A 20,568-nucleotide genomic window follows, 5' to 3' on the forward strand; every position below is an offset into this window, starting at 1 on the left:
ATCCTGTTACTACTCGTTATTTTGTAAGCTTTCCAATTCATCCCAGCGCTTATAAGCGACTGATAATAATTGTTCAATGTTTGTCAATTTGTCTAACACCGGTTGCGTGGCATCGGCGTCTTTTTGAAAAAAGTCAGCGGCATTAACCTGCACTTGCAAGCCCTCTAGTTCTTCTTCCATTTTTTCAATGTTTTTAGGTAAATCTTCAAGTTCTTTTATGACTTTGTATGATAGCTTTTTGTTGCTTCTAGTAGAAGTAGAAGCAACCGGCTTTTCTTGTGCAATTTGAGTTTTAGCTCGCTTTTCAAGGTCTTCGTTCATTTTTTTCGCAAGAAGCTCCTTTTCATCATACCAGTTCCGCATATCAGTGTAGCCACCAACGAATTGTTTAATAATTCCGTTGCCTTCAAACACTAAGCTAGAAGTCACCACATTATCCACAAATTCCCTATCGTGACTGACCAATAAAACCGTGCCATCATAGTCAACTAGCAAGGACTCTAACAATTCGAGGGTTTCGACATCGAGATCATTAGTTGGTTCATCGAGCACTAATAAATTGCTCGGCTTCAACATCAGCTTGGCTAATATTAACCTGTTTTTTTCCCCTCCTGAAAGTGTCGATACTGGTGCATTTATGCGGTCTGGAGAGAATAAGTAGTCTTGCAAATAACCAATAACATGGCGCGTGCCGCCGTTGAAAGTGACCTCTCTTTTGCCATCAGCGATAACATCAATAACTGACTTATCGAGTTCAAGTGTTGAGCGATGCTGATCAAAGTACGCAACTTCTAAATTGGTTCCTCTGAAAATTTCACCTTGGCTTGCCTCAAGCTCTCCCAAAAGCAGTTTGATCAGAGTACTCTTGCCGCAGCCGTTACCGCCAATTAAGGCGATTTTTTCACCGCGCGTAATTAACAAATCAAGATTTTCGACAAGTAGCTTATCTTCGATGTTGAAGTATAAACCTTCTGTTTCAAATACACGTTTACCTGACTTACCGCCTGCGTTTCGATTTATTATCGCACTGCCCGTCACGTTTCTGCGCGAACTGTATTCATCTCGAAGAGCCTTTAATGCTCTAACTCGGCCTTCATTTCTAGTACGTCTAGCTTTTACGCCTTGTCTAATCCAAACTTCTTCTTTCGCCAATTTTTTATCAAACTCGCGGTTAGTGCTTTGCTCAACCTCCATATCGTGCGCTTTCTGCGCAAGATAAGTTTCGTAATCACCGGGGTAGCTCACTACTTGTCCGCGATCAATATCGACAATTCGCGTGGCTAATTTACGAATAAATGCCCTGTCGTGACTGATAAATATGATGGCTCCGTTGTAGTTAAGAAGCGCTTTTTCTAACCATTGAACCATGTCGATATCGAGGTGGTTAGTTGGTTCGTCCAACAATAGTAAATCGGGCTCACTCACTAAGGCTCTCGCCAAAGCTGCTTTTCTGCGCCAACCGCCCGATAATTCTGACAGAATCTGGTCTGGCTTTAATTGGAGCTGTGTAAGCACATTGCTAATACGCGTTTCAAACTGCCAAGCATTTCTTGAATCCAGTTGCTCCTGCAGTTCTTGCATGCGATTTAAGTTCTTTTCACTTGGATCTGCACCAATAATATTGGTTATGTGATGGTAGTCCTTAAGGATTTGCGCGACGTCTTCTAATCCTTCAGCGACATAGTCAAACATATCACCACTAATGTCTTGTGGCGGATCCTGAGGTAACCTTGAAACAACAGTTCCGGTGGGCAGAATCATCTGTCCCTCGTCCAATTTGGTCTCACCAGCAATAACTTTGAGAAGCGTCGATTTGCCACTGCCATTGCGTCCAACTACACAGACGCGCTCTCCGCTTTGTATATTCAAGGAAGCACCATCTATCAAAGGCGGTTGGCCAAATAAGATGGATGCGTTTTTTAATTGCATTAAATTCATTTTAAAAACTCGATTAAATCGTCAAGTGTAAAGGGCCAACCTAGTTCCGAATCTGATTTCTCTCTTTTTAAAACAGGGATCCTCGCGCCGTATAGATGATATAGATCGGCAGAATCCCTAATGTTTACTTTTTCAAGTTCGACTCGCTCACTGATAATGTCTGTTGGACTAGGTTGAAAAGCAGGTTCATTGATTGTATTTGTGTTTGTATAAAGCGCATTAAACTGCTCAACAATATCGACAGCTAAATCACACAACGAACAATGAGGGCCTGTGTATAGCACTATTTTCACAAACTTAATATCCAACACTTGTGAATTTTCTGATTACGTTTGAAGTCTTCTGGGATTGTTTTTTGCGTGATATCTTCAACCTTAAAACCCAAGGCTTCAACAGCGTTCTGGTCAAGTTTAAATTGACGCAAATTATTGCTGAAAAATATTTTCCCGCCTGGTTTCAAACAAGCCCTCGCGTCACTCAATAAGCTAACGTGATCGCGCTGTACGTCCCAAGTGTCATCCATTCTTTTAGAGTTCGAAAAAGATGGAGGGTCAATAAACATGAGGTCATATTGACCATGTTCTCTGGTTAACCATTTCAAACAGTCGGCTTGAATAAACTGGTATGAGCCATTCAGTTTGTTCAACGAAAAGTTGTCTTTTGCCCACTCTATATACGTATTTGACATATCTACCGTGGTGACACTTTTCGCTTTTGCCTTAGCTGCATGCACCGAAACGCTTCCCGTGTATGCAAACAAGTTGAGGACATCTTTGTTCACGCATTGTTGCTTAAACAGTAACCTTGTATCTCGGTGGTCCAAAAACAAACCAACATCTAAGTAATCTGTTGGGTTGATATAAAACTGAGCTTCATGTTCATGCACAATGACGCGCTGGCCTTTCTGGGCCACTTTTTCATATTGCTCTTTGCCTTTGTTTTGGCGTCTCACTTTAACTGCCATCTTGCTCGCCGGAATGCCTAATACTTTTGGAATATGAATCAGGGCCTCTTGCAAACGTTGCTTTGCTTTTTCTTCAGGTACGTCTTTAGGAGCAGCGTATTCCTGCACAACAACCCAATCGTTATATATGTCAATTGCTAGGTTATAGTGTGGCAAGTCGGCGTCATAAACACGATAAGCGTTGGTGTCACTGCGCTTTATCCAAGGCTTTAATCGCTTTAAATTTTTGCGCAATCGATTTGCAAACTCATGGTTTTCATCGGTCTGACTTTCGAATATTTCTAAATTTTGACCGCTAATTTGATAATTCATGAGTACGCACTCAAGTTTACCATTCATGAGTTTGTAGCTTTTTGTATATCTGAGCTTTAAAGCTTTAAGAAGATCTTGGTTAGAACTTAATAACGAGACATGCCAATTGGCAAAATGTTTTTTCAGATGATGCCCTAACTTATCAAACAAAGGTAATAATGAGGTATATTCACCCAGTCGTTCACCGTAGGGTGGATTAGAAACAATATATCCTTTAACGGCAGGTTCACTTGCCTCGTCTTCCGCATTATTAGAAGCTGTATTATTATGGGCCTCTGTAATCACAGCGTCCAAGACATCACATTGTTTAAACGTGATAAAATCAGCAACACCTGCCCTCATAGCATTTTGCTCTGCTAGTTCAACGATTTTTGTACTTAAGTCATAGGCATAAATTGCTGCGTTAGGCGTTTTTACTCGCTTACTTGCTTGCGCTACTACTTCACTGAATGTATTTTTTTCGTGCTGATTCCAGTGCTCAAAACCCCATGTCTCTTTATCTAAATTTGGCGGTATATTGGCTGCCATCATTGCAGCTTCAATAGGTATTGTACCGGAGCCACACATCGGGTCGAGTAACACACTGTTTGCATCTTGCGCCCAACCGCTGCGCATTAATATGCCTGCCGCAACATGCTCTTTCAATGGTGCTTCGCCTGCGTCAGTACGGTAACCACGTTTATGCAAACTGCCACCTGAAAGATCGATACAAAGATGAAGGCTGTCTCGTCTTAATCTTGCTTGGATCACAATTCCTGGCTTCAACTTGTCGACAGACGGTCGCTCAAACCCAGCTTCCTGAAACTGATCAACTATGGCATCTTTTACCTTCAACGCACCAAACTGACTATTATTGATTGCGTTGTTAGTGCCGTTGAATTGGATCATGAAAGGAACATAAGAATCAAACTGTGATGGCCAATCAGCTTCCTTCGCAACATCATATAACTCTTCCGCGCTGTTCACTGTGCCCTCAGCCACTACCAACAGCACTCTATTAGCAAGTCTCGAATGAAGACATAACTGATATGCGTCTTTTAACGTTCCTTCAAACGAAACCTGACCTGGTTGCAACTTGAGCGCGGGTAATTCGTAGTCGTCAGCGTCATCTTCTGCGCTAGTGCTATTTTTAGTGTCACTCGTGCTTTCAACAATATTCAGAGTGCTTAGAATTTGCTCGATTTCTGTTTTGAGTAGTTCATCGAGACCTTTGGATGTAGTAACAATTAGCTTATGCATTAACAAGCTCCTTAATAAGTGGTGGACCTTGATAAATAAAAGATGAATAAACCTGCACTAAACTAGCACCGGCCTCAATTCGTTGTTTTACATCTTGCGGGCTGCTAATGCCCCCTACACCGATGATAGGCATTTTGCCATCTAGTGCTTTCGCGAGTATTTTGGTTAAAAGAAGACTTTTCTCTGTAAGCACTTCACCGCTTAGTCCGCCTGCTTCCTGAGCATGCTCATGCCCTTTCACCGGCTCACGATCTAGCGTTGTATTTGTAGCAATCACACCATCCATTTTTGAGTGAATTAACGATGCCGCGATTGACTTAACTTCGTCTTCACTTAAATCTGGTGCAATCTTGATGAGTATTGGCACATATTTTTTGTGCTCAATTTCAAGTGACAATTGTCTTTTCTTTAAGCCAGTTAATAAACTATCGAGTGCTTCACCATATTGTAGGTTGCGTAATCCAGGGGTATTTGGTGAGGAAATATTAACCGTAATGTAAGAAGCAACGGCATACACTTTATCGAGACAAATTAAATAATCATCAAGCGCACTTTCGTCAGGCGTGGTTTTATTTTTGCCAATGTTAATGCCTAAGATGCCTTTGTAATTTGCACTTTTAACTTGTTCAATTAAATAATCGACCCCTTTATTATTGAAGCCCATACGATTAATGATTGCACGATGTTCAGCAAGCCTAAACAAACGAGGCTTGTCGTTACCCGCCTGAGGTTTTGGTGTAACGGTACCTACCTCGATGAAACCAAAACCCATCGCTGCAAATGCGTCTATACACTCACCATTTTTGTCTAAACCTGCCGCTAGACCGATTGGGTTTTTAAATGTCATTCCTAAACATTCTACTGGCTTGTTTTGCAAGTCCTGTGCGTAAAACTTTGACATGAAATTTCGTTGTGATCGCTTAAGAAAGCTAATTGAGACATCATGGCTCCATTCTGGATCACGACTTAATAAGAATTTTTGAACAAAAGAGTACACAGTTTCCCCAGACTAAAAAAAAGCCCCGCAAAGCAGGGCTATTTGCAAACACCTATATTCTAATGGTTTGCCTTCACGCTTAACAGCATCAATTCTCTTAATGCGACAGAAAATTTAGCAAACTCATGATTATCGGCTGTTTTGAACTCTGTCATCATGTGATACCAGCGCTCTAATGCTTCTTTATTCGCTTTACACCAATCACTTAAGATTTTATCAGCGTCTTTCTCTTCTGGTTCAATATTAAGCAAAACAGAGGTTAAAGAACGCTGCTGCCAATCAAGTTCTTCTCTATAAGAAGCTCTCGCCAAGGCCTGCCAATGGTTTGAAACTGATTGTTGGTTAATTTGCTCTAAGAACCAGTGCAGCTCAAATTTTGAACCCAACTGATAATAAAGCCGCGCAACAACTTCAACAGGACGTTTTTCAATTTCAGCTATCTGAGCTAAGTCCATACTTGAGAACATATTGCTCAAGCTTGCGATTCGATTAGCTATATCTTTTGGCACTTTGGCTTCAATCAAGCGTTTCGTCTCATTCTGAACCTGCTCAAACTCGGAGGCGACTAGCAATGAACCAAGATTTTCAGAAATGCATTTGAAAGCCGGTTTGTATCGACTAATTGCTTTTTCTATATTGTTTGTTTTACCACCGTGGCGAATATACCAACGACACGTTCTGCGCAATATACGACGCATACTGTCTAATATTTTGAGCTGCAGTTGGGCGTCGATTTTGTTATCAAGGTCTTCAACACTTTCCCACAGTGTCGACATCTCAAAAACGCCTTTCACTACAGTGTATGCCGCTGCAACTTGCTCAACAAGTGCCCCTGTTTCTTCCTGCAAGCGATAAACGAAATTCAACCCCATGTCATTAACCATTTCATTGGTTAATTTCGTAGCAATAATTTCACCTCTTAGAGGATGGTCCTGCATTTGTGCTTGATACTTTTCTCTTAATACCGGAGGAAATGCGTTTACTAAAAATCTGTTGTAATAAGGATTATCGGTGATTTTTGGGATATTAAACTTATCTTTCATCACCATTTTACCGTAGGCAATAAGTACCGCTAGTTCAGGTCTGGTAAGACCTTGGCCTGTAACCACTCTATCTGAGATTTCATCATCAGATGGAATGAACTCAAGCTCTCGGTTAAGGAAACCCTCACGCTCTAGGCCATGAATGAAGCGCAGTTGCTCCTTCAATTGCTTAACACCACCTAGATTAGTGATAGAAATTGACTGAGTTTGGCGATAACAATCTTGAATAACAATATCTGAAACGTCATCTGTCATTTCATATAACAAAGCATTGCGCTGTTTAAGCGTTAAGTCACCCGCATTGACTAGAGTATTCAGTAAAATTTTAATGTTTACTTCATTATCCGAGCAATCCACACCACCCACGTTATCAATAAAGTCGGTATTGACTAGGACACCATTCGCGGCAAGCTCAATACGCCCTAGTTGGGTTAGCCCTAAGTTACCACCCTCGCCTATAATTTTTGCTTTCACATCTTTGCCGTTTACGCGAGTCGTATCATTGGCTCTATCGCCAACTTCAGCATGTGATTCTTTGGAACTCTTAACGTAGGTTCCGATGCCACCATTCCAAATCAAATCAACCGGCATTTTTAAGGCATTATGTATTAATTCATTTGGAGTCATCGTCGCTTGACGTGTTCCCAACCACTTTTTCATCTCAGGTGACAGTGGGATTGCTTTTTCAGAGCGCTTAAAAATACCACCGCCCTTCGATATAAGTTTTCTATCGTAGTCGTCCCAGCTTAGAGATGGGTCTTCGAACAAACGCTGACGCTCTTTATAACTGGCTTTTTCGTCCGGTGCCGGGTCAAAGAAAATATGCAGATGGTTAAACGCAAATACAACTCTGGTTTGTTCGGACAGCAACATGCCGTTACCGAAAACGTCACCTGCCATATCACCTACCCCGACGACGGTAAAAGGCGTTGTTTGGCAGTTGGTGCCAATTTCGCGGAAATGGCGCTTAACAGACTCCCAAGCGCCACGGGCTGTAATCCCCATTTTCTTGTGGTCGTAGCCGACGCTTCCGCCTGATGCAAACGCATCACCCAACCAGAAATGAAACTCGTCCGAGATGCCATTGGCAATGTCTGAAAACGTTGCGGTTCCCTTGTCGGCCGCTACAACTAGATATGGGTCATCTTCGTCTAATCTAATCACATCTTTTGGCGGTACGATATTTCCTTCAACTATGTTGTCGGTAATATCGAGTAAACTGCGGATAAATATTTTATAGCACGCTTTGCCTTCTTCTTGAATTGCAGCGCGATCGGCATCAGCTGGCATCGCTTTACAAACAAAACCGCCTTTTGCGCCAACAGGAACAATGACGGTATTTTTAACTTGCTGTGCTTTAACCAAACCTAATATCTCAGTTCTAAAATCTTCTTGTCTGTCAGACCAACGTAATCCGCCCCTAGCAACTTTTCCACCGCGTAAATGCACACCTTCAACTCTTGGTGAATATACGAAGATTTCAAATTTAGGCATAGGTAGTGGCATGTCACTAATTTCACTCGGCAGTAACTTAAATGAAATATAAGATTTTTCATTTCCTTCACTGTCGTTTTGATAAAAGTTGGTGCGCAGCGTTGCGTTCAGAAGTTCCAGATAGCGACGAATTATACGGTCATCATCCAGATTCGACACTTTATCAAGTTTCGCTAAAATTTCGGCCTTCAGATTTTCTATCTTTTTCGGCATCCGCTTAATCGTTGGACAAAATAATAATCTGAAGAGGCTAACAACATCAGTTGCAATATCCGGATAGTTTGCAAGGGTGTTTGCCATGTAGTCAATACTGAATGACGTGCCTATTTGGCGCATGTATTTCGCATATGCACGCAAAATCGTCACATTGCGCCCAGTGATACCAGCACTGAGAATTAGACGGTTGAAACCATCGTCTTCTAGGGTCTTGTTCCAAGTTTTACTGAATCCGTCTTGGAATAGCTCTTGCGCTTTCTCCATTTGGAAGCTTTGGCCATTCTTGTGTAACATCGTGAAATCCATGATCCAACTAACTTCACCTTCGTCATTAGTAACACGAAATGGGCTTTCATCAATGACTCTCAAGCCAAAGTTTTCCAACATTGGAAGCACATCACTCAAATGAATTGGCACATGACGGTGATATAGTTTTAATTTAACAATTTCACTGTCGGCACTTTCTTCCTGAGGACGGTAAAACAGCATGTCGAGTTCGTTTTCATCAGATAACAGTTCAATACGCTCAATGTCCACCATCGCTGCGCTCGGCAAACTTTGCTCTGCGTAGCTTCGACTAAACGCATTTACATACTTTTTCTGAATTGCCTTTCCTTTAGCTTCACCATATGCAGATGTGATTTTTGCAGCTAACTTGTCTTGCCATGACTTGGTTAACTCAATCAAATTATCTTCAATTTCTTTCACATCAAACTCCATATTGTTGTTCTTTACGCGCGCTATGTAGTGCGTTCTTGCATACACAGATTCTGAAAAGTACGTATTAAATTCGACTTCTTCATCCGACTTAAACGAGCGCTTCAGTAACTCTTGAGTTTCTTTTCTCAATTGAGTGTTGTACCGCTCTCTTGGCACGTAGACCAAACAAGAATAGTAGCGACCAAATGCGTCTTTTCTTACGAATAAACGAGAAATACCTCGTTCCTGCATCTGAAAAATACCCTTTACAATTTGCGCTAGTTCTTCATCCGAAGTTTGTAAAAGCTCATCGCGCGGATAGGTTTCAACAATATTTACAAAGGCTTTATAAGCATGCGTACCTTTGTCGAAACCAGATATTTCACACATTCTGTCGATTTTTTCACGCAACATAGGTAAATCAGTTGCGCTACTATTATAGAATGCGGCTGAATATAGACCTAAGAAGCGGTGTTCGCCCGTGACGTTGCCTTTCTCGTCAAATTCTTTAATACCGACATAATCCATATAGGCGGGACGATGCACGCGAGAGCGGCTATTGGCTTTAGTTAAAATTAACGGGTTGTCACTTAATGCTGCGTCTCTTGCAGTTGTCGGTAAATTAGACAAAACGCGTTGACGATCATTTATAGAGTTTTTCATCAAACCAAGGCTTGAATCATTTTCAGGGATCCAACGATGGTCACCCTGTATCGCCTTAACCTGATAATACCGATAGCCCATTAACGTAAAGTTATGATCGTTTAACCAATTTAAAAACGTTTTTCCTTGCGCTTTAATTGCTGAGGATGCTACCGACTTCGAACCTTCAAAGCTTTTGGTAATAGTCGCCAACTTCTCTCTCATTGGCTGCCAATCAGAAACGGAAAGTGAAACCTCATCTACGACTGATAATAATTCGGCGCGCAGTTTTTCGATGTCTGATCTTTTTGCTTGACGATCAATCTCAATTAGAAACACTGTCTCTGACGAATATTTAGTAGACTTTGATTTACTGTCTACGAAGCCTGTTACTTTGTTATCTTGATTGCGAGTAACATGCATTGGAGAATGCAATAAAAGGTGAGCAGCGATGCCAAATCGATTAATCGCCATGCGCACAGAATCCACCAAAAACGGCATATCTTTTACGATAATTTCGATAATGGTATGTGAAGACTGCCAGCCGTGTTTTGCAATTTCAGGATTAAAGACCTTAATGCATGGAGTACCAACATGAAAGGTCTGCATGAGCTGCCATAAACTAAGTGTAGCGCCATAGAGATCGCTGTCACTGCGCCCATTAATGTCCTCAAACGACATATTTTTATATAGCAGGCGACCAAATTGTTGGATTAACGGAGCATCGCCGTTATCTACTTTTTCATTGATGAGGGAAAATACACGTTCAAGTAAAACAGAATGTTGATGGTTTGTTACCGACATTTACGTTCTCGTTAGGTTGTATGTTGTGTGTGTGATGTAAACTTGGCCGACGACTTTTTTTACTTTTTTAGCAGCAAAAATATTGAGTTATCAAAACCAGTTAACCTTCTCTATCTCTTTCTTTATCGGTATTTTCGCTAAAATATTAACGATTTGAAAGCACTATTTAACCTTTAATTTACAAAGTGCATAAGCATGTTCGTTTTATGCATAAAAAAAGGCCTTACGGCCTTTTTTCAAATAATTACTCAAAAATACTTCTCTACCGTTTGAACCACAATAGTCTAGCAATGGCCGGAAGTACAATAATTGCACCTAACATATTCACAATAAACATAAATGTTAGCAATATCCCCATGTCCATTTGGAACTTGAGTGTCGAGAATACCCAAGTACTTACACCAATTGCTAAGGTAATTCCTGTGAATAGAACAGCACTGCCGCGTTCTTTTAAAGCTTCAAGATAAGACTCTTCAACCGACAGACCCTCTCGCAATTTTATGTTCATGGTTGAGAGGATGTAAATACCGTAATCCACCCCAATACCGACGCCAAGTGCAATCACAGGTAAAGTTGAAACTGTTAAGCCAATTTCTAAATATGTCATTAGTGCCTGCGCTAACACGGAAACAACGTATAAGGGTATTACAACCGCTAAGGTCGCTCGTATTGACCTGAAGCTTATAAGACACAGCACAATCACGGCACCAAAAACGTAGTACAACATCGGATCCTGTGATTCTTTAACCGCTTCGTTAGTTGCAGCCATTACGCCGACAGGACCTGATGCAAGCTTGAACTGTAGGTCATCTTTCGAAAATTCTTGGCTAATTTCCTTTACCGCTGCAACAACCGTTTCAATCGTTTCAGCTTTATGATCTTCCATAAATAAAATTATTGGCATAACAGAACAGTTTCTGTTCAACAGACCTGTTGACGTAGGAACACGAGATATTGCCTGCACAATGGTTGCCTGATTTCTTGGCAAAACTTCCCATTTAGGATTACCTTCGTTGTAGCCCGCATTAACACGTTTCGCAACTGAGGCCAATGAAATTGCCGACTGCACTCCGTCTACATTTTCCATCCGCCATTGAAAATCATCCATCGCCGTCATGTATTCAAACTCAGTACAGGCATCTACTTTTGTTTCGACAATAACGGATATGTAATCTACCGTGATTTCATACTTATCGGTGATTAAAAACGTATCTTGGTTATAACGAGAGTTTTCGTGCAGCGCTGGCGCACCTGCGTGCAGATCACCAATCTTCATATTTTGTGACTGCATGAATCCGAGCACGAATAGCACAGCGGTTACTGCTACGATAACAATCGCAACTTTAGGACTTGCACATTTTGCAACAAGGTCCCAACTATGCTCATTCTTTTTACTCGACTCAGCAATTTTTGCTTTGTATTTATCTGATACTTTTACATACGACATCAATACAGGTAGCAGCAATAGATTGGTCAAGATAATAACGGCAACACCCATACTTGCCGTAATCGCTAGCTCTCTAATGATACCTATATCAATAACTAGCAAAGTCATAAATCCAACGGTATCAGAAAGTAACGCAATACCGCCTGGAATAAGGAGTGTTCTAAACGCCAGTTGCGATGCAACCTTAACGTCCATGCCCGCTGATGCCCTTTTTCCTACCGCGTTAATCATTTGAACCCCATGACTCACACCAATAGCAAAGACTAAGAAAGGAACGAGTATGGACATTGGATCAAGGCCGAAGCCAAACAAGGTCAGTAGCCCTAGCTGCCAGACGACTGCAACAATTGAGCAGAATAATGGCAAGAAAGTTAGCATTAAGGATTTTGAAAAGAAGAAAACCATGATGGCTGTGATGGCTATCGCTATGGCAAAAAACATGAGAACGTCTTTTGCACCTTGAGCGACATCGCCGATCATTTTTGCAAAGCCGATGATATGCACAGACGTGGCTTCATTTTCGTAAAGACCGCGAAGTTGTGTTTCTAAATCGGCAGCAATGGCCAGAGTATCGAGAGGTAATCCAGTTTCTGGATCAATATCGAGTAACTGTGCCGTCACCATGGCGCATTGGAAATCATTAGACACTTGTCTGCCTAGGATCCCTGCTTTATCAATATTTTTGCGCACAAGTTCCAGTGCCGCAGGATTTGACGAATCGAAATCTGCAGGAATAACTGGGCCACCGGAGAAGCCGCCTTCGACGATCTCAGTAAATCGAGTTGCTGGCGAGAACAAAGATGTGACTAATGAGCGATCAACACCATTAATGAAAAACACTTGGTCGTGAACATTTTTAAACGTATCAAAAAAATTCTGGTTAAAAATATCACCATTCTTATCACATACTGAAACGAGGACATTATTGGCACCGCCGAAATCCTGTCGGTGTTTCATGTAGGTTTGCATATACTCGTGATTAAGAGGAATGTTTTTTTCAAAACCCGCATCTAATTTTAACTGCGAGGCATTATAAAGAAGGAATAAAGTCACTAAGGAGAAAAAAGCAATAACTGCCACTCTATGACGAAATACAGCTTTTTCTATTACGTTGATAAAATTTGTCATATTAATTATTTTAACTCAATTTGCTTAATGCCTGATGCTGTTACAGCAAGAATGGCGTCGTTGATAACCAAACCATTTAATATGGAATCGCTCAAATCATTTTTTAATTTTTTGATTGAAATGTGCATAGCACAGCCTTCATCATTCGCCGGATAATATTGATTAACGCCAACGCTTGTTTGGTCGAGTGACAGCAAAACACCGTTATTACCCGTAATGTATATATTGTTATTTTTGCCATGAACAATCGAATTCAATGATGTCGTTACGCAAGTTTGCAACCTGTTCCAATCATCGGAGTCGTTATCGGCTAGGAAAATATTGCCTCGTAAACCAACAGCAAAAAGCTGGCCGTTTTCGGTTTCTTGTATATCGAAAAATGAGCCTCTGTAGTCTAAGTCGAAGCGTCTCCAAGAGCGCCCAAAGTCTTCACTTACTGCAAGCATTCCCGCCTCACCAGCCATGTAGAGCCTACCATCAGTATAACTAAGCCGATTAAAGTGCGGTAAAATAAAAGACAACTCTTCTTCGTAAAAAGCAGGATCGTCTTTTATGCTCTCTAAGTAGTCTATGTCGTCTTGTGGGAGGACTGACGCATGCAGTTCTTTTATCCACGTAACACCGCCATCAATTGTTCTATAAAACAAACCATAGGCACCCACAGCAACACCGTTATTTTCATCCATAAAAAATACATCGAGAAATGGGCGGTCTAATTCAGGCATACTAAGTTGTGTTTGCCAGTTTTGACCAGCATCTGACGAATGCAAAATGCTAGCGTCATGGCCAACAGCCCAAGCATTAACGCCAGAGAGAGCAACTGCCGTTAATGTAGTTCGTGTGGGCACGGATACTTGAACTAAGTCTTGTTGCGTTGTCCCAGTTAAGATATGTCCTCGTTCACCCACGATCACAATGCTATCGCCAACAGCAATATCAAGTAAAAGTGATTCTTTAACAAGTGGAGCCTGATATGAAGAATTTGCGGAAAGCATTGCACTAAAAGCAACAAGCCCCGCTAAAGAGAAAGTTTTAAAATTTGAAGTCATTTATTCACCGTGGTTAAAAAAAACGGCTGGCTAAGCCAACCGTCTGTTCTGTTTTATCTCTTGCCTTCTCGCCTTAGTGCTTGCGGCGTGAATTCTCGGTCGTCTGGTTTGATACTAAAGTCATACATTTGCTCTTCGTTATCCAAACCAATCGCCAAATAACGACGAGAGTTTAAATCATGATATACGTCAAGTGTAGACCATTGAGTCGGAACTTCGTAATAGTTTACACCATGCGCGATGCCGACACGATATAATTCACCACGGTTATCATACATATCTGCAACTTGGATTTGCCAGCTATCCTCGTCTATATAGAAAGTACGCTTTTGATAGACGTGACGAAACTCTTCTTTTAGCGTCGCTTCAACAACCCATACGCGATGTTTTTCAAAACGAGTCAAATCAGGATTTACGTGATTTGGTTTTAAAATATCAGCATAAGAAGCATTATCACTGTGCAAAGCATAGTTATTATAGGCAACGTAAAGTTCTTTTTTACCTTTTAATTCCCAGTCATAACGATTAGGTGAACCGTTATACATATCGAAATCATCCGTTGTTCTCAAACCATCTGCTGCTGTGCCTGGTGCATCGTAAGCGATGTTAGGCGCACGACGCACTCGGCGTTGACCTGTGTTGTAGGTCCATGCCTGACGAGGTTCTTTAACTTGATCGACTGTTTCGTGCACCAATAGTGCCGTACCGGCAAGTCTTGCAGGACTCGTTACGCTCTGCTTAAACTTAAATAAAATATTTTCTTCGCTTAACGACTCTGGTGTTGCGCCCATCTCAGAGTATTTTATCATTAGCTGCTCGTCAAAACCGATAACGTTAAAATCACCGCTTGCCGTTACTGCCGCTTGTCCACCATTTCGCTGAACGGCTTCACCACGATAGCGTAAAGTATGGTTCCATATTGCTTCTAAACCATTTGTTGGAATTGGAAAAGGAACGCCAACAGCAGCTCCTTTTAAACCATTCCCGCCGTCCAGTAATTCAGCTCTAGTTGCGTTAGCCTTAGTCGCATCATAAACACGCTGAGGATTACTTGCTGAACGTCGAGTTTGATATACCGGCATTTTGTATGTGTCAGGATATGTTTCGAATAATTTTTTCTGACCGTCAGTTAAAAACTCTGCGTACTCTTTGTAGTTTTTAGCTGTAATAGTAAACAAAATTTTATCGTCAGCAAATGGGTCTATATGAAAGCTGCCTGGCGTATATCCGGCTGGCAATTCAGTAATACCGCCCGTCCAAGCTGGGATTGAACCATCCGCGTTACCCGCTTTTTCCGCACCTAAGGGAGTAAGCTCATTGCCTAATTTATCCGCTTCGGCTTGAGTTACTTTAGATAACACTGATTGACTCGATAAAGCTATCGCAAGCCCTACCGTAATTAAACCTAGTTTTTTAATCATTACTACGTCCTTAAATTGCGTATTTAATATTGAAAGATACGAAGTCTCTGTCTGCGAGCGCGTTTGTTGTTCCTAAACCGCCCCAAAAAGAACTATAAGAAGCAGTCACCGACCACTTACTTAAATAATCAAACGTAAATGCCACGTTTGCTGACTTTCTATCTTCCAAGAATAAGAATAATGGATCAGGCGTTGTACCGTTTACGTCATGAGAAAAAGTTGCTCTTGCACGTAAATTGAAGCCTGCGAAAATATTATTGTAATCAGCTACTGCTAGTAAGCGATATCCCCATGCGCCTGAAGTAGCGAATGGATTGGTTTCTGGACCATTGGAAACACCCGTATGCAAGCCCGCTCTATCACTTATAACATTGCCTTGCGCATCTAATACCGGCTCTAAGGATGGTGTTCTTGCCGTCCCTGGAGAGTTAAGTCTAATCACGCTAGGATCTGGAAAATCCATAATCTTCACATAGCCAGCTTCACCCAATACAATGAAGTTATCGGTACCAAATTTTGGACCAAATACATGAGAAGCCGTCATTTGCGCTTGCCAAGTATCTGACAGTAAGTAGCCCAATGCAGTTTCACCTGGGCCTACGTTTCTACCAATGTTATTTAACTGAGAGATACCACCAAGATCTGGTCTCAAGCCTGCATTTGCAAGTTGCTCAGGCATCCCTGTATACAACAATTCGACATCGTCAATTTGTAAAGGTTCATCTTCTCTGTAAGCAATTTCAGCAGCAATTGCTGTTTCACCCACTGTCGTGTTGAAGCTGAAACCGTATAACTTGATGTCTTCAGGATAATCAAAACGAGATTTAGTAAAAGCACGTAAATCGGCAAGATTATCTCTTGTGATACCGCCGGGTGACGCAAGTAACGCCAAATCAGCGGCTATGGCCTCCGGACTAAAGTCAGAGGTAACACCAGCAACTAATGGACGTTGGCTATGATAATTAATGTGATACAAACTGAATTCTGTTTCATTCAATTCAGCGGCGAACCACGTTAATTTTAAACCAAACTGCCCCTGATCATCAGCATCGTTATGCGCAGCGTCACTTTGTTCACGCACCGCAACTTTAGTTGGGTAAGCAAGATAAGCTTGTCCAATTGCTGCAGGACTTGCGCCCATTTTCAATGCCGAACCTAATTCATTTAACTGTGTTAACAGGGTGTCAGCATCGATATCAGGATTACCCGAAAAACCAAGTTGAATATTGTTGAATGAACCGCCCTCACCTGCGAAGTCATTTCCAGCTAAATAACTGCCTGATACAGGTAAACGCGAACGCTCCCACTCGTACTGATAATATCCTGACAAACTAAGCGTGTCAGTTAGGCCAATTGAACCGAACAACATCCCAACCGGAATGAATACTTCTTTTAATTCTGCGCCCGGTGCTTGTGCTCTGGAAACGTCAACAGGGTTCGTTGTGTTAATACCATGCTGGATAAAGGTGCTCTCACCCCAGCTAACTACTTGGTCGCCAAGACGCAAAGAGATAGGCATCTCACCTACCCAAAAGTCAGCATATACGAATGCATCTAAAAGTCTGAAGTCTTTACATAGTTCTTCAGACGCCTTGTCGTCCCTACAAGGATCAGCAACGTTACCTGTTATAGGATTTCTGTAAGCACGATCGTTATCAGAGTTCTCAAAATCGTAAAAGTAGAAACCACGAGCGAAAAACCCGAAGTCACCGTAAACAGCTTCTAATTCGTGCAAACCGATGAACTGTGTTGAAAATGCATCACCTTTGTCGTAAGACAAGTTGCCAAGATCACCGTTGGTCGAGTATGCGCCGTCGTTTAATGCCCAGACGTCAGCTGAGGGGTAAATTACGTTTGTCGCTGCGTTATAACCGGTCCAATCAAGGCCCGGTTGGTTGCTATTTCCGATAAGGCTGAAATCACGTTCTTCTGTTCTTATGCTGGTAGCAAGTGTGAAATTTGAATCGAACGTTATTGATAAATCACCAAAATTCCAATCAGCTGCATTAGCGCCTTGAGACGTTGCGGCTAAAAGCACAGCAACACTTGCTGCGATTGAAGACTTTTTAAATGCGCGAGGCTTATTTGTCATGTTCCTACATTCTCCCGAACTATCGCCTGATGCGATACTTTTCTAGTAACTTCTAAACTATTAACAAAATGATTACATCATTTTACATCAATCGCAAGAACAAATCGTACCAGTTAACAATTTATGCAAAAAAACCACATAAAATAGCTTGTTATGCTCTATTTTCAACCAGTCACCCTTTCAAATGACTGTATTTTATTTTCGCCATTCACCGTCAAACAAAACTTGCCTTTAATTCCCGAAGGTTCAACAAAAGGCCGCAGTCTAATTGATGGAATTTGCACCCTTTCTCCAGTCGTTGCGGTTACAACAACGGTTTTCACTGTTGTTAGGTAAAGGTTCTCACATTCTGCATAGGACAGACTGATTATAAAAAGGTAGCGTTTCATAGCGTTTACTTCACTCTAACAACACTCTAAATAGAAGACTCTTCTCAAGAACCCGGCTATAAAGATAGCCTAGCTTTTAACTCGTCAGACTCTTACTAACTTTTTCGTATAAATCTTTGCTCAAGTTAGCCCGGTTAAGCAGGCGTTTTAACTGCATTACCATCATCTCTTGATGGCTTTTCGCAAACTTCTTATATTGAATAAGTGGCGTCACTAACCTCGCAGCAATTTGTGGGTTTATTGGGTCAAGTTCAAGCAAATAGTCAGTTAAAAATTGATAACCACTACCATCAATAGCATGAAAACCGTCTGTGTTATAAAATGCAAAGCTGCCGACTAAAGACCGCACCTTGTTTGGATTTCTAAGGTTGAACTGTCGATGACTTGCAAGCAACGTTAGTTTAGACAAGATGTCATTGCTTTTAGTGGTTGCATGCAAAGCAAACCATTTGTCCATCACTACCGCGTTCTCGAGGTATTCGCTTTCAAAAGACAGCATTAGCTTTTCAAATAGCTCAACCGAACATATTTGGGAAGCCTTCAACATAGTTAGCTTGTCCGTCATGTTATCCGCACTATTAAAACGCTTCTCTAATTGCGCAGCCATTTCCGGTGTTTTTGAATAACTTAGCAACTGCAAAACAGCACTAAGTACTCGTCGTTCGTTAACTTGAACCTTAGTATATTCATAACTTTTTTGCGCTGTATTAGCCATAATTTCAAGTAAAAAGTCTTGTAGATTTTCCTGCATTTGTACAAGAAAAGCAGACCGCGCAGCTGACAACTTAAGCGGCTCTGAAAACTCAAAACCTTGAGTTAAGGATTCTACACTAGGTATTGTTAGCATCTCATTTAACAGTTCGTAGTTATTGCAAGCTTGCCTCAATGCAGCTTCTAGCTTTCCCCAAACAGATGTTGATAATTCAACGCTTTCATTGTGATAAAGCTCAGATATGAGGCTTGAATATAGTGCTTGGCTTGCATCCCATTTAGAATAATCGCTAGATGAAAATGTCATGATAAGCAAATAATCTTCTAAGGAATAAGGATAATCGAGTATCACAGGTGCAGAAAAATCGCTTAGTAATACCGGAACAAAATCCTCGCTAGGAACCGTTACGCTAGCATTTGCTTTATCTAAAACAAAGGTATCGTTATTCAGGTTTAAATCGATTTTACGACCGCTACGTTCTAAACATTCCACCTTAATCGGTAGGTATAGAGCTCGCTTATCTGCCTGATCGGCAGTAGGGTTTGTGCGTTGAGTGAAGTTTAGCTCTTTACTGCCGCTCTCTAATCCACTTTCAACCTTCACTCTTGGCGTACCTGACTGTGAGTACCATAATTTAAAATGATCAAGGTTGACTTCATTAGCATCTTGCATCGCATTCACAAAATCATCGCACGTTACCGCTTGTCCATCATGTCTTTCAAAATACAAATCCATACCACGTCGGAAACCATCAGCAGTTAGCAATGTGTGGAGCATCCTTATGACTTCAGCGCCCTTATCGTAGACAGTGACGGTATAGAAGTTATTCATCTCAATAACTTCATCTGGTCTGATGGGATGACTCATCGGTCCAGCATCTTCAGCAAACTGATGTTCGCGCATGACCTTTACTTGGCTTATGCGAGTGGCGAGATAACTGAACATGTCTGCAGAAAACTGCTGGTCCCTAAATACAGTTAAACCTTCCTTCAAACTTAATTGGAACCAATCTCGGCACGTCACTCTGTTGCCAGTCCAATTATGGAAATATTCATGGCCAATAATCGATTCAATATTAAAGAAGTCGTCATCTGTGGCAGTGTTGGAATCTGCTAAGACGAATTTACTGTTGAAAACGTTTAGCCCTTTATTTTCCATTGCTCCCATATTAAAGAAGTCGACGGCGACAACCATATAGATGTCTAAATCATATTCTAAACCAAACACATCCTCGTCCCACTTCATCGCTTTTTTTAGCGATGCCAGAGCGTGATGACCTTGTGACGCTTTACCCTTATCAACAAATAATTCTAACTGTATCTGACGACCGGACATTGTTGTAAATGAATCACTTAGCTTGTCGAAATTACCGGCAACTAACGCGAACAAATAACAGGGCTTTTTGAAGGGGTCATGCCATTTAACTAACTTTTTACCGTCAGCAAGGTCACGTTCTTCTACTAGATTACCATTCGACAATACGTGCGGAAACGCCGCTTTTTCAGCAATGATGGTGACGGTATAAACAGACAACACATCGGGACGATCTAAGAAATAGGTGATCTTGCGGAAACCCTCGGCCTCACATTGTGTGCAGTATGCCTCATTAGATAGATAGAGTCCTTCCAAACTTCCGTTATTGATTGGGTCAACGCTATTTTTTATCTGCAAAGTGAAGTCTGTTAACTGCGCAAGCTCAGCCTGCGGGATAACGAGTTTCCCCTCTTCTATTCTATAGTTGGTGAACGCCGAACCGTTTAAAAAAACGCTGATTAATTTAAGGTCTTCACCATCCAGAATTAGATCTTGCTCGGAAGCTACGCCAGCATTGCTTGATATAGCATGTGGCGAAGTTTCACATTTCAGCGTTGAGGTAATAATTGTATCGGTTGGATCCAGTTCAATAACAAGATCAACTTCATTGATGAGGTAATTGGGCGCTTGATAATCTAAGCGCTTTTTAGCTATTGCTTGAGACAAAT

General features: G+C 41.4%; 11 protein-coding genes. All 11 read right to left on the minus strand.

Annotated features, from left to right (window positions below):
* Positions 1–9: 9 nt before the first annotated feature.
* The 11 genes from uup to pepN all read right to left on the minus strand — a co-directional run bounded on the left by uup (position 10) and on the right by pepN (position 20,566).
* Positions 10–1,938: an ATP-binding cassette ATPase Uup gene (gene uup / locus GNIT_RS08930; RefSeq protein WP_041246366.1), complete on the minus strand. Its 1,929-nt coding sequence runs from the start codon at positions 1,936–1,938 to the stop codon at positions 10–12.
* Entirely contained in the window at positions 1,935–2,231 is a 297-nt protein-coding gene (locus tag GNIT_RS08935) for a glutaredoxin family protein (RefSeq protein ID WP_014108861.1), read from the minus strand. Before GNIT_RS08935 ends, uup begins: the two co-directional genes overlap by 4 nt.
* Positions 2,228–4,453, minus strand: a complete 2,226-nt coding sequence (rlmKL, locus tag GNIT_RS08940) for a bifunctional 23S rRNA (guanine(2069)-N(7))-methyltransferase RlmK/23S rRNA (guanine(2445)-N(2))-methyltransferase RlmL (RefSeq protein WP_014108862.1) — start codon at positions 4,451–4,453, stop codon at positions 2,228–2,230. The genes GNIT_RS08935 and rlmKL overlap by 4 nt, the downstream gene beginning before the upstream one ends.
* Positions 4,446–5,450, minus strand: a complete 1,005-nt coding sequence (gene pyrD, locus GNIT_RS08945) for a quinone-dependent dihydroorotate dehydrogenase (RefSeq protein WP_041246367.1) — start codon at positions 5,448–5,450, stop codon at positions 4,446–4,448. The genes rlmKL and pyrD overlap by 8 nt, the downstream gene beginning before the upstream one ends.
* A 59-nt stretch (positions 5,451–5,509) precedes the next feature.
* Positions 5,510–10,348 carry an NAD-glutamate dehydrogenase gene (locus GNIT_RS08950; protein ID WP_014108864.1) on the minus strand — a complete coding sequence of 1,613 codons (4,839 nt, stop codon included), beginning with the start codon at positions 10,346–10,348 and terminating at the stop codon, positions 5,510–5,512.
* A gap of 262 nt (positions 10,349–10,610) precedes the next feature.
* The gene (locus GNIT_RS08955; protein WP_014108865.1) at positions 10,611–12,923 is read right to left on the minus strand and encodes an efflux RND transporter permease subunit; all 2,313 of its coding nucleotides are present in this window, start codon (positions 12,921–12,923) and stop codon (positions 10,611–10,613) included.
* 5 nt (positions 12,924–12,928) lie between these two features.
* Positions 12,929–13,972, minus strand: coding sequence for a beta propeller repeat protein (locus tag GNIT_RS08960; protein WP_014108866.1), 1,044 nt, complete (start codon positions 13,970–13,972; stop codon positions 12,929–12,931).
* Positions 13,973–14,025: 53 nt separating this feature from the next.
* Positions 14,026–15,393: a DUF1329 domain-containing protein gene (locus GNIT_RS08965; protein WP_014108867.1), complete on the minus strand. Its 1,368-nt coding sequence runs from the start codon at positions 15,391–15,393 to the stop codon at positions 14,026–14,028.
* Between the two features lie 10 nt (positions 15,394–15,403).
* Positions 15,404–17,485, minus strand: a complete 2,082-nt coding sequence (locus GNIT_RS08970) for a DUF1302 domain-containing protein (protein ID WP_014108868.1) — start codon at positions 17,483–17,485, stop codon at positions 15,404–15,406.
* A gap of 164 nt (positions 17,486–17,649) precedes the next feature.
* Positions 17,650–17,874, minus strand: coding sequence for a DUF2835 family protein (locus GNIT_RS18545; protein ID WP_083822436.1), 225 nt, complete (start codon positions 17,872–17,874; stop codon positions 17,650–17,652).
* 76 nt (positions 17,875–17,950) lie between these two features.
* Positions 17,951–20,566, minus strand: coding sequence for an aminopeptidase N (pepN, locus tag GNIT_RS08975; RefSeq protein WP_014108870.1), 2,616 nt, complete (start codon positions 20,564–20,566; stop codon positions 17,951–17,953).
* Positions 20,567–20,568: the final 2 nt, after the last annotated feature.

Source organism: Glaciecola nitratireducens FR1064, from assembly GCF_000226565.1.
In the GTDB taxonomy this organism is placed as follows: domain Bacteria; phylum Pseudomonadota; class Gammaproteobacteria; order Enterobacterales; family Alteromonadaceae; genus Glaciecola; species Glaciecola nitratireducens.

What these genes read in the sequence shown, in the direction of transcription:
- rlmKL (WP_014108862.1), bottom strand. Translation starts at nt 4,453, where the DNA reads ATGCATAAGCTAATTGTTACTACATCCAAAGGTCTCGATGAACTACTC.
- GNIT_RS08960 (WP_014108866.1), bottom strand. Translation starts at nt 13,972, where the DNA reads ATGACTTCAAATTTTAAAACTTTCTCTTTAGCGGGGCTTGTTGCTTTT.
- GNIT_RS08965 (WP_014108867.1), bottom strand. Translation starts at nt 15,393, where the DNA reads ATGATTAAAAAACTAGGTTTAATTACGGTAGGGCTTGCGATAGCTTTA.
- GNIT_RS08955 (WP_014108865.1), bottom strand. Translation starts at nt 12,923, where the DNA reads ATGACAAATTTTATCAACGTAATAGAAAAAGCTGTATTTCGTCATAGA.
- GNIT_RS08970 (WP_014108868.1), bottom strand. Translation starts at nt 17,485, where the DNA reads ATGACAAATAAGCCTCGCGCATTTAAAAAGTCTTCAATCGCAGCAAGT.
- uup (WP_041246366.1), bottom strand. Translation starts at nt 1,938, where the DNA reads ATGAATTTAATGCAATTAAAAAACGCATCCATCTTATTTGGCCAACCG.
- GNIT_RS08950 (WP_014108864.1), bottom strand. Translation starts at nt 10,348, where the DNA reads ATGTCGGTAACAAACCATCAACATTCTGTTTTACTTGAACGTGTATTT.
- GNIT_RS18545 (WP_083822436.1), bottom strand. Translation starts at nt 17,874, where the DNA reads ATGAAACGCTACCTTTTTATAATCAGTCTGTCCTATGCAGAATGTGAG.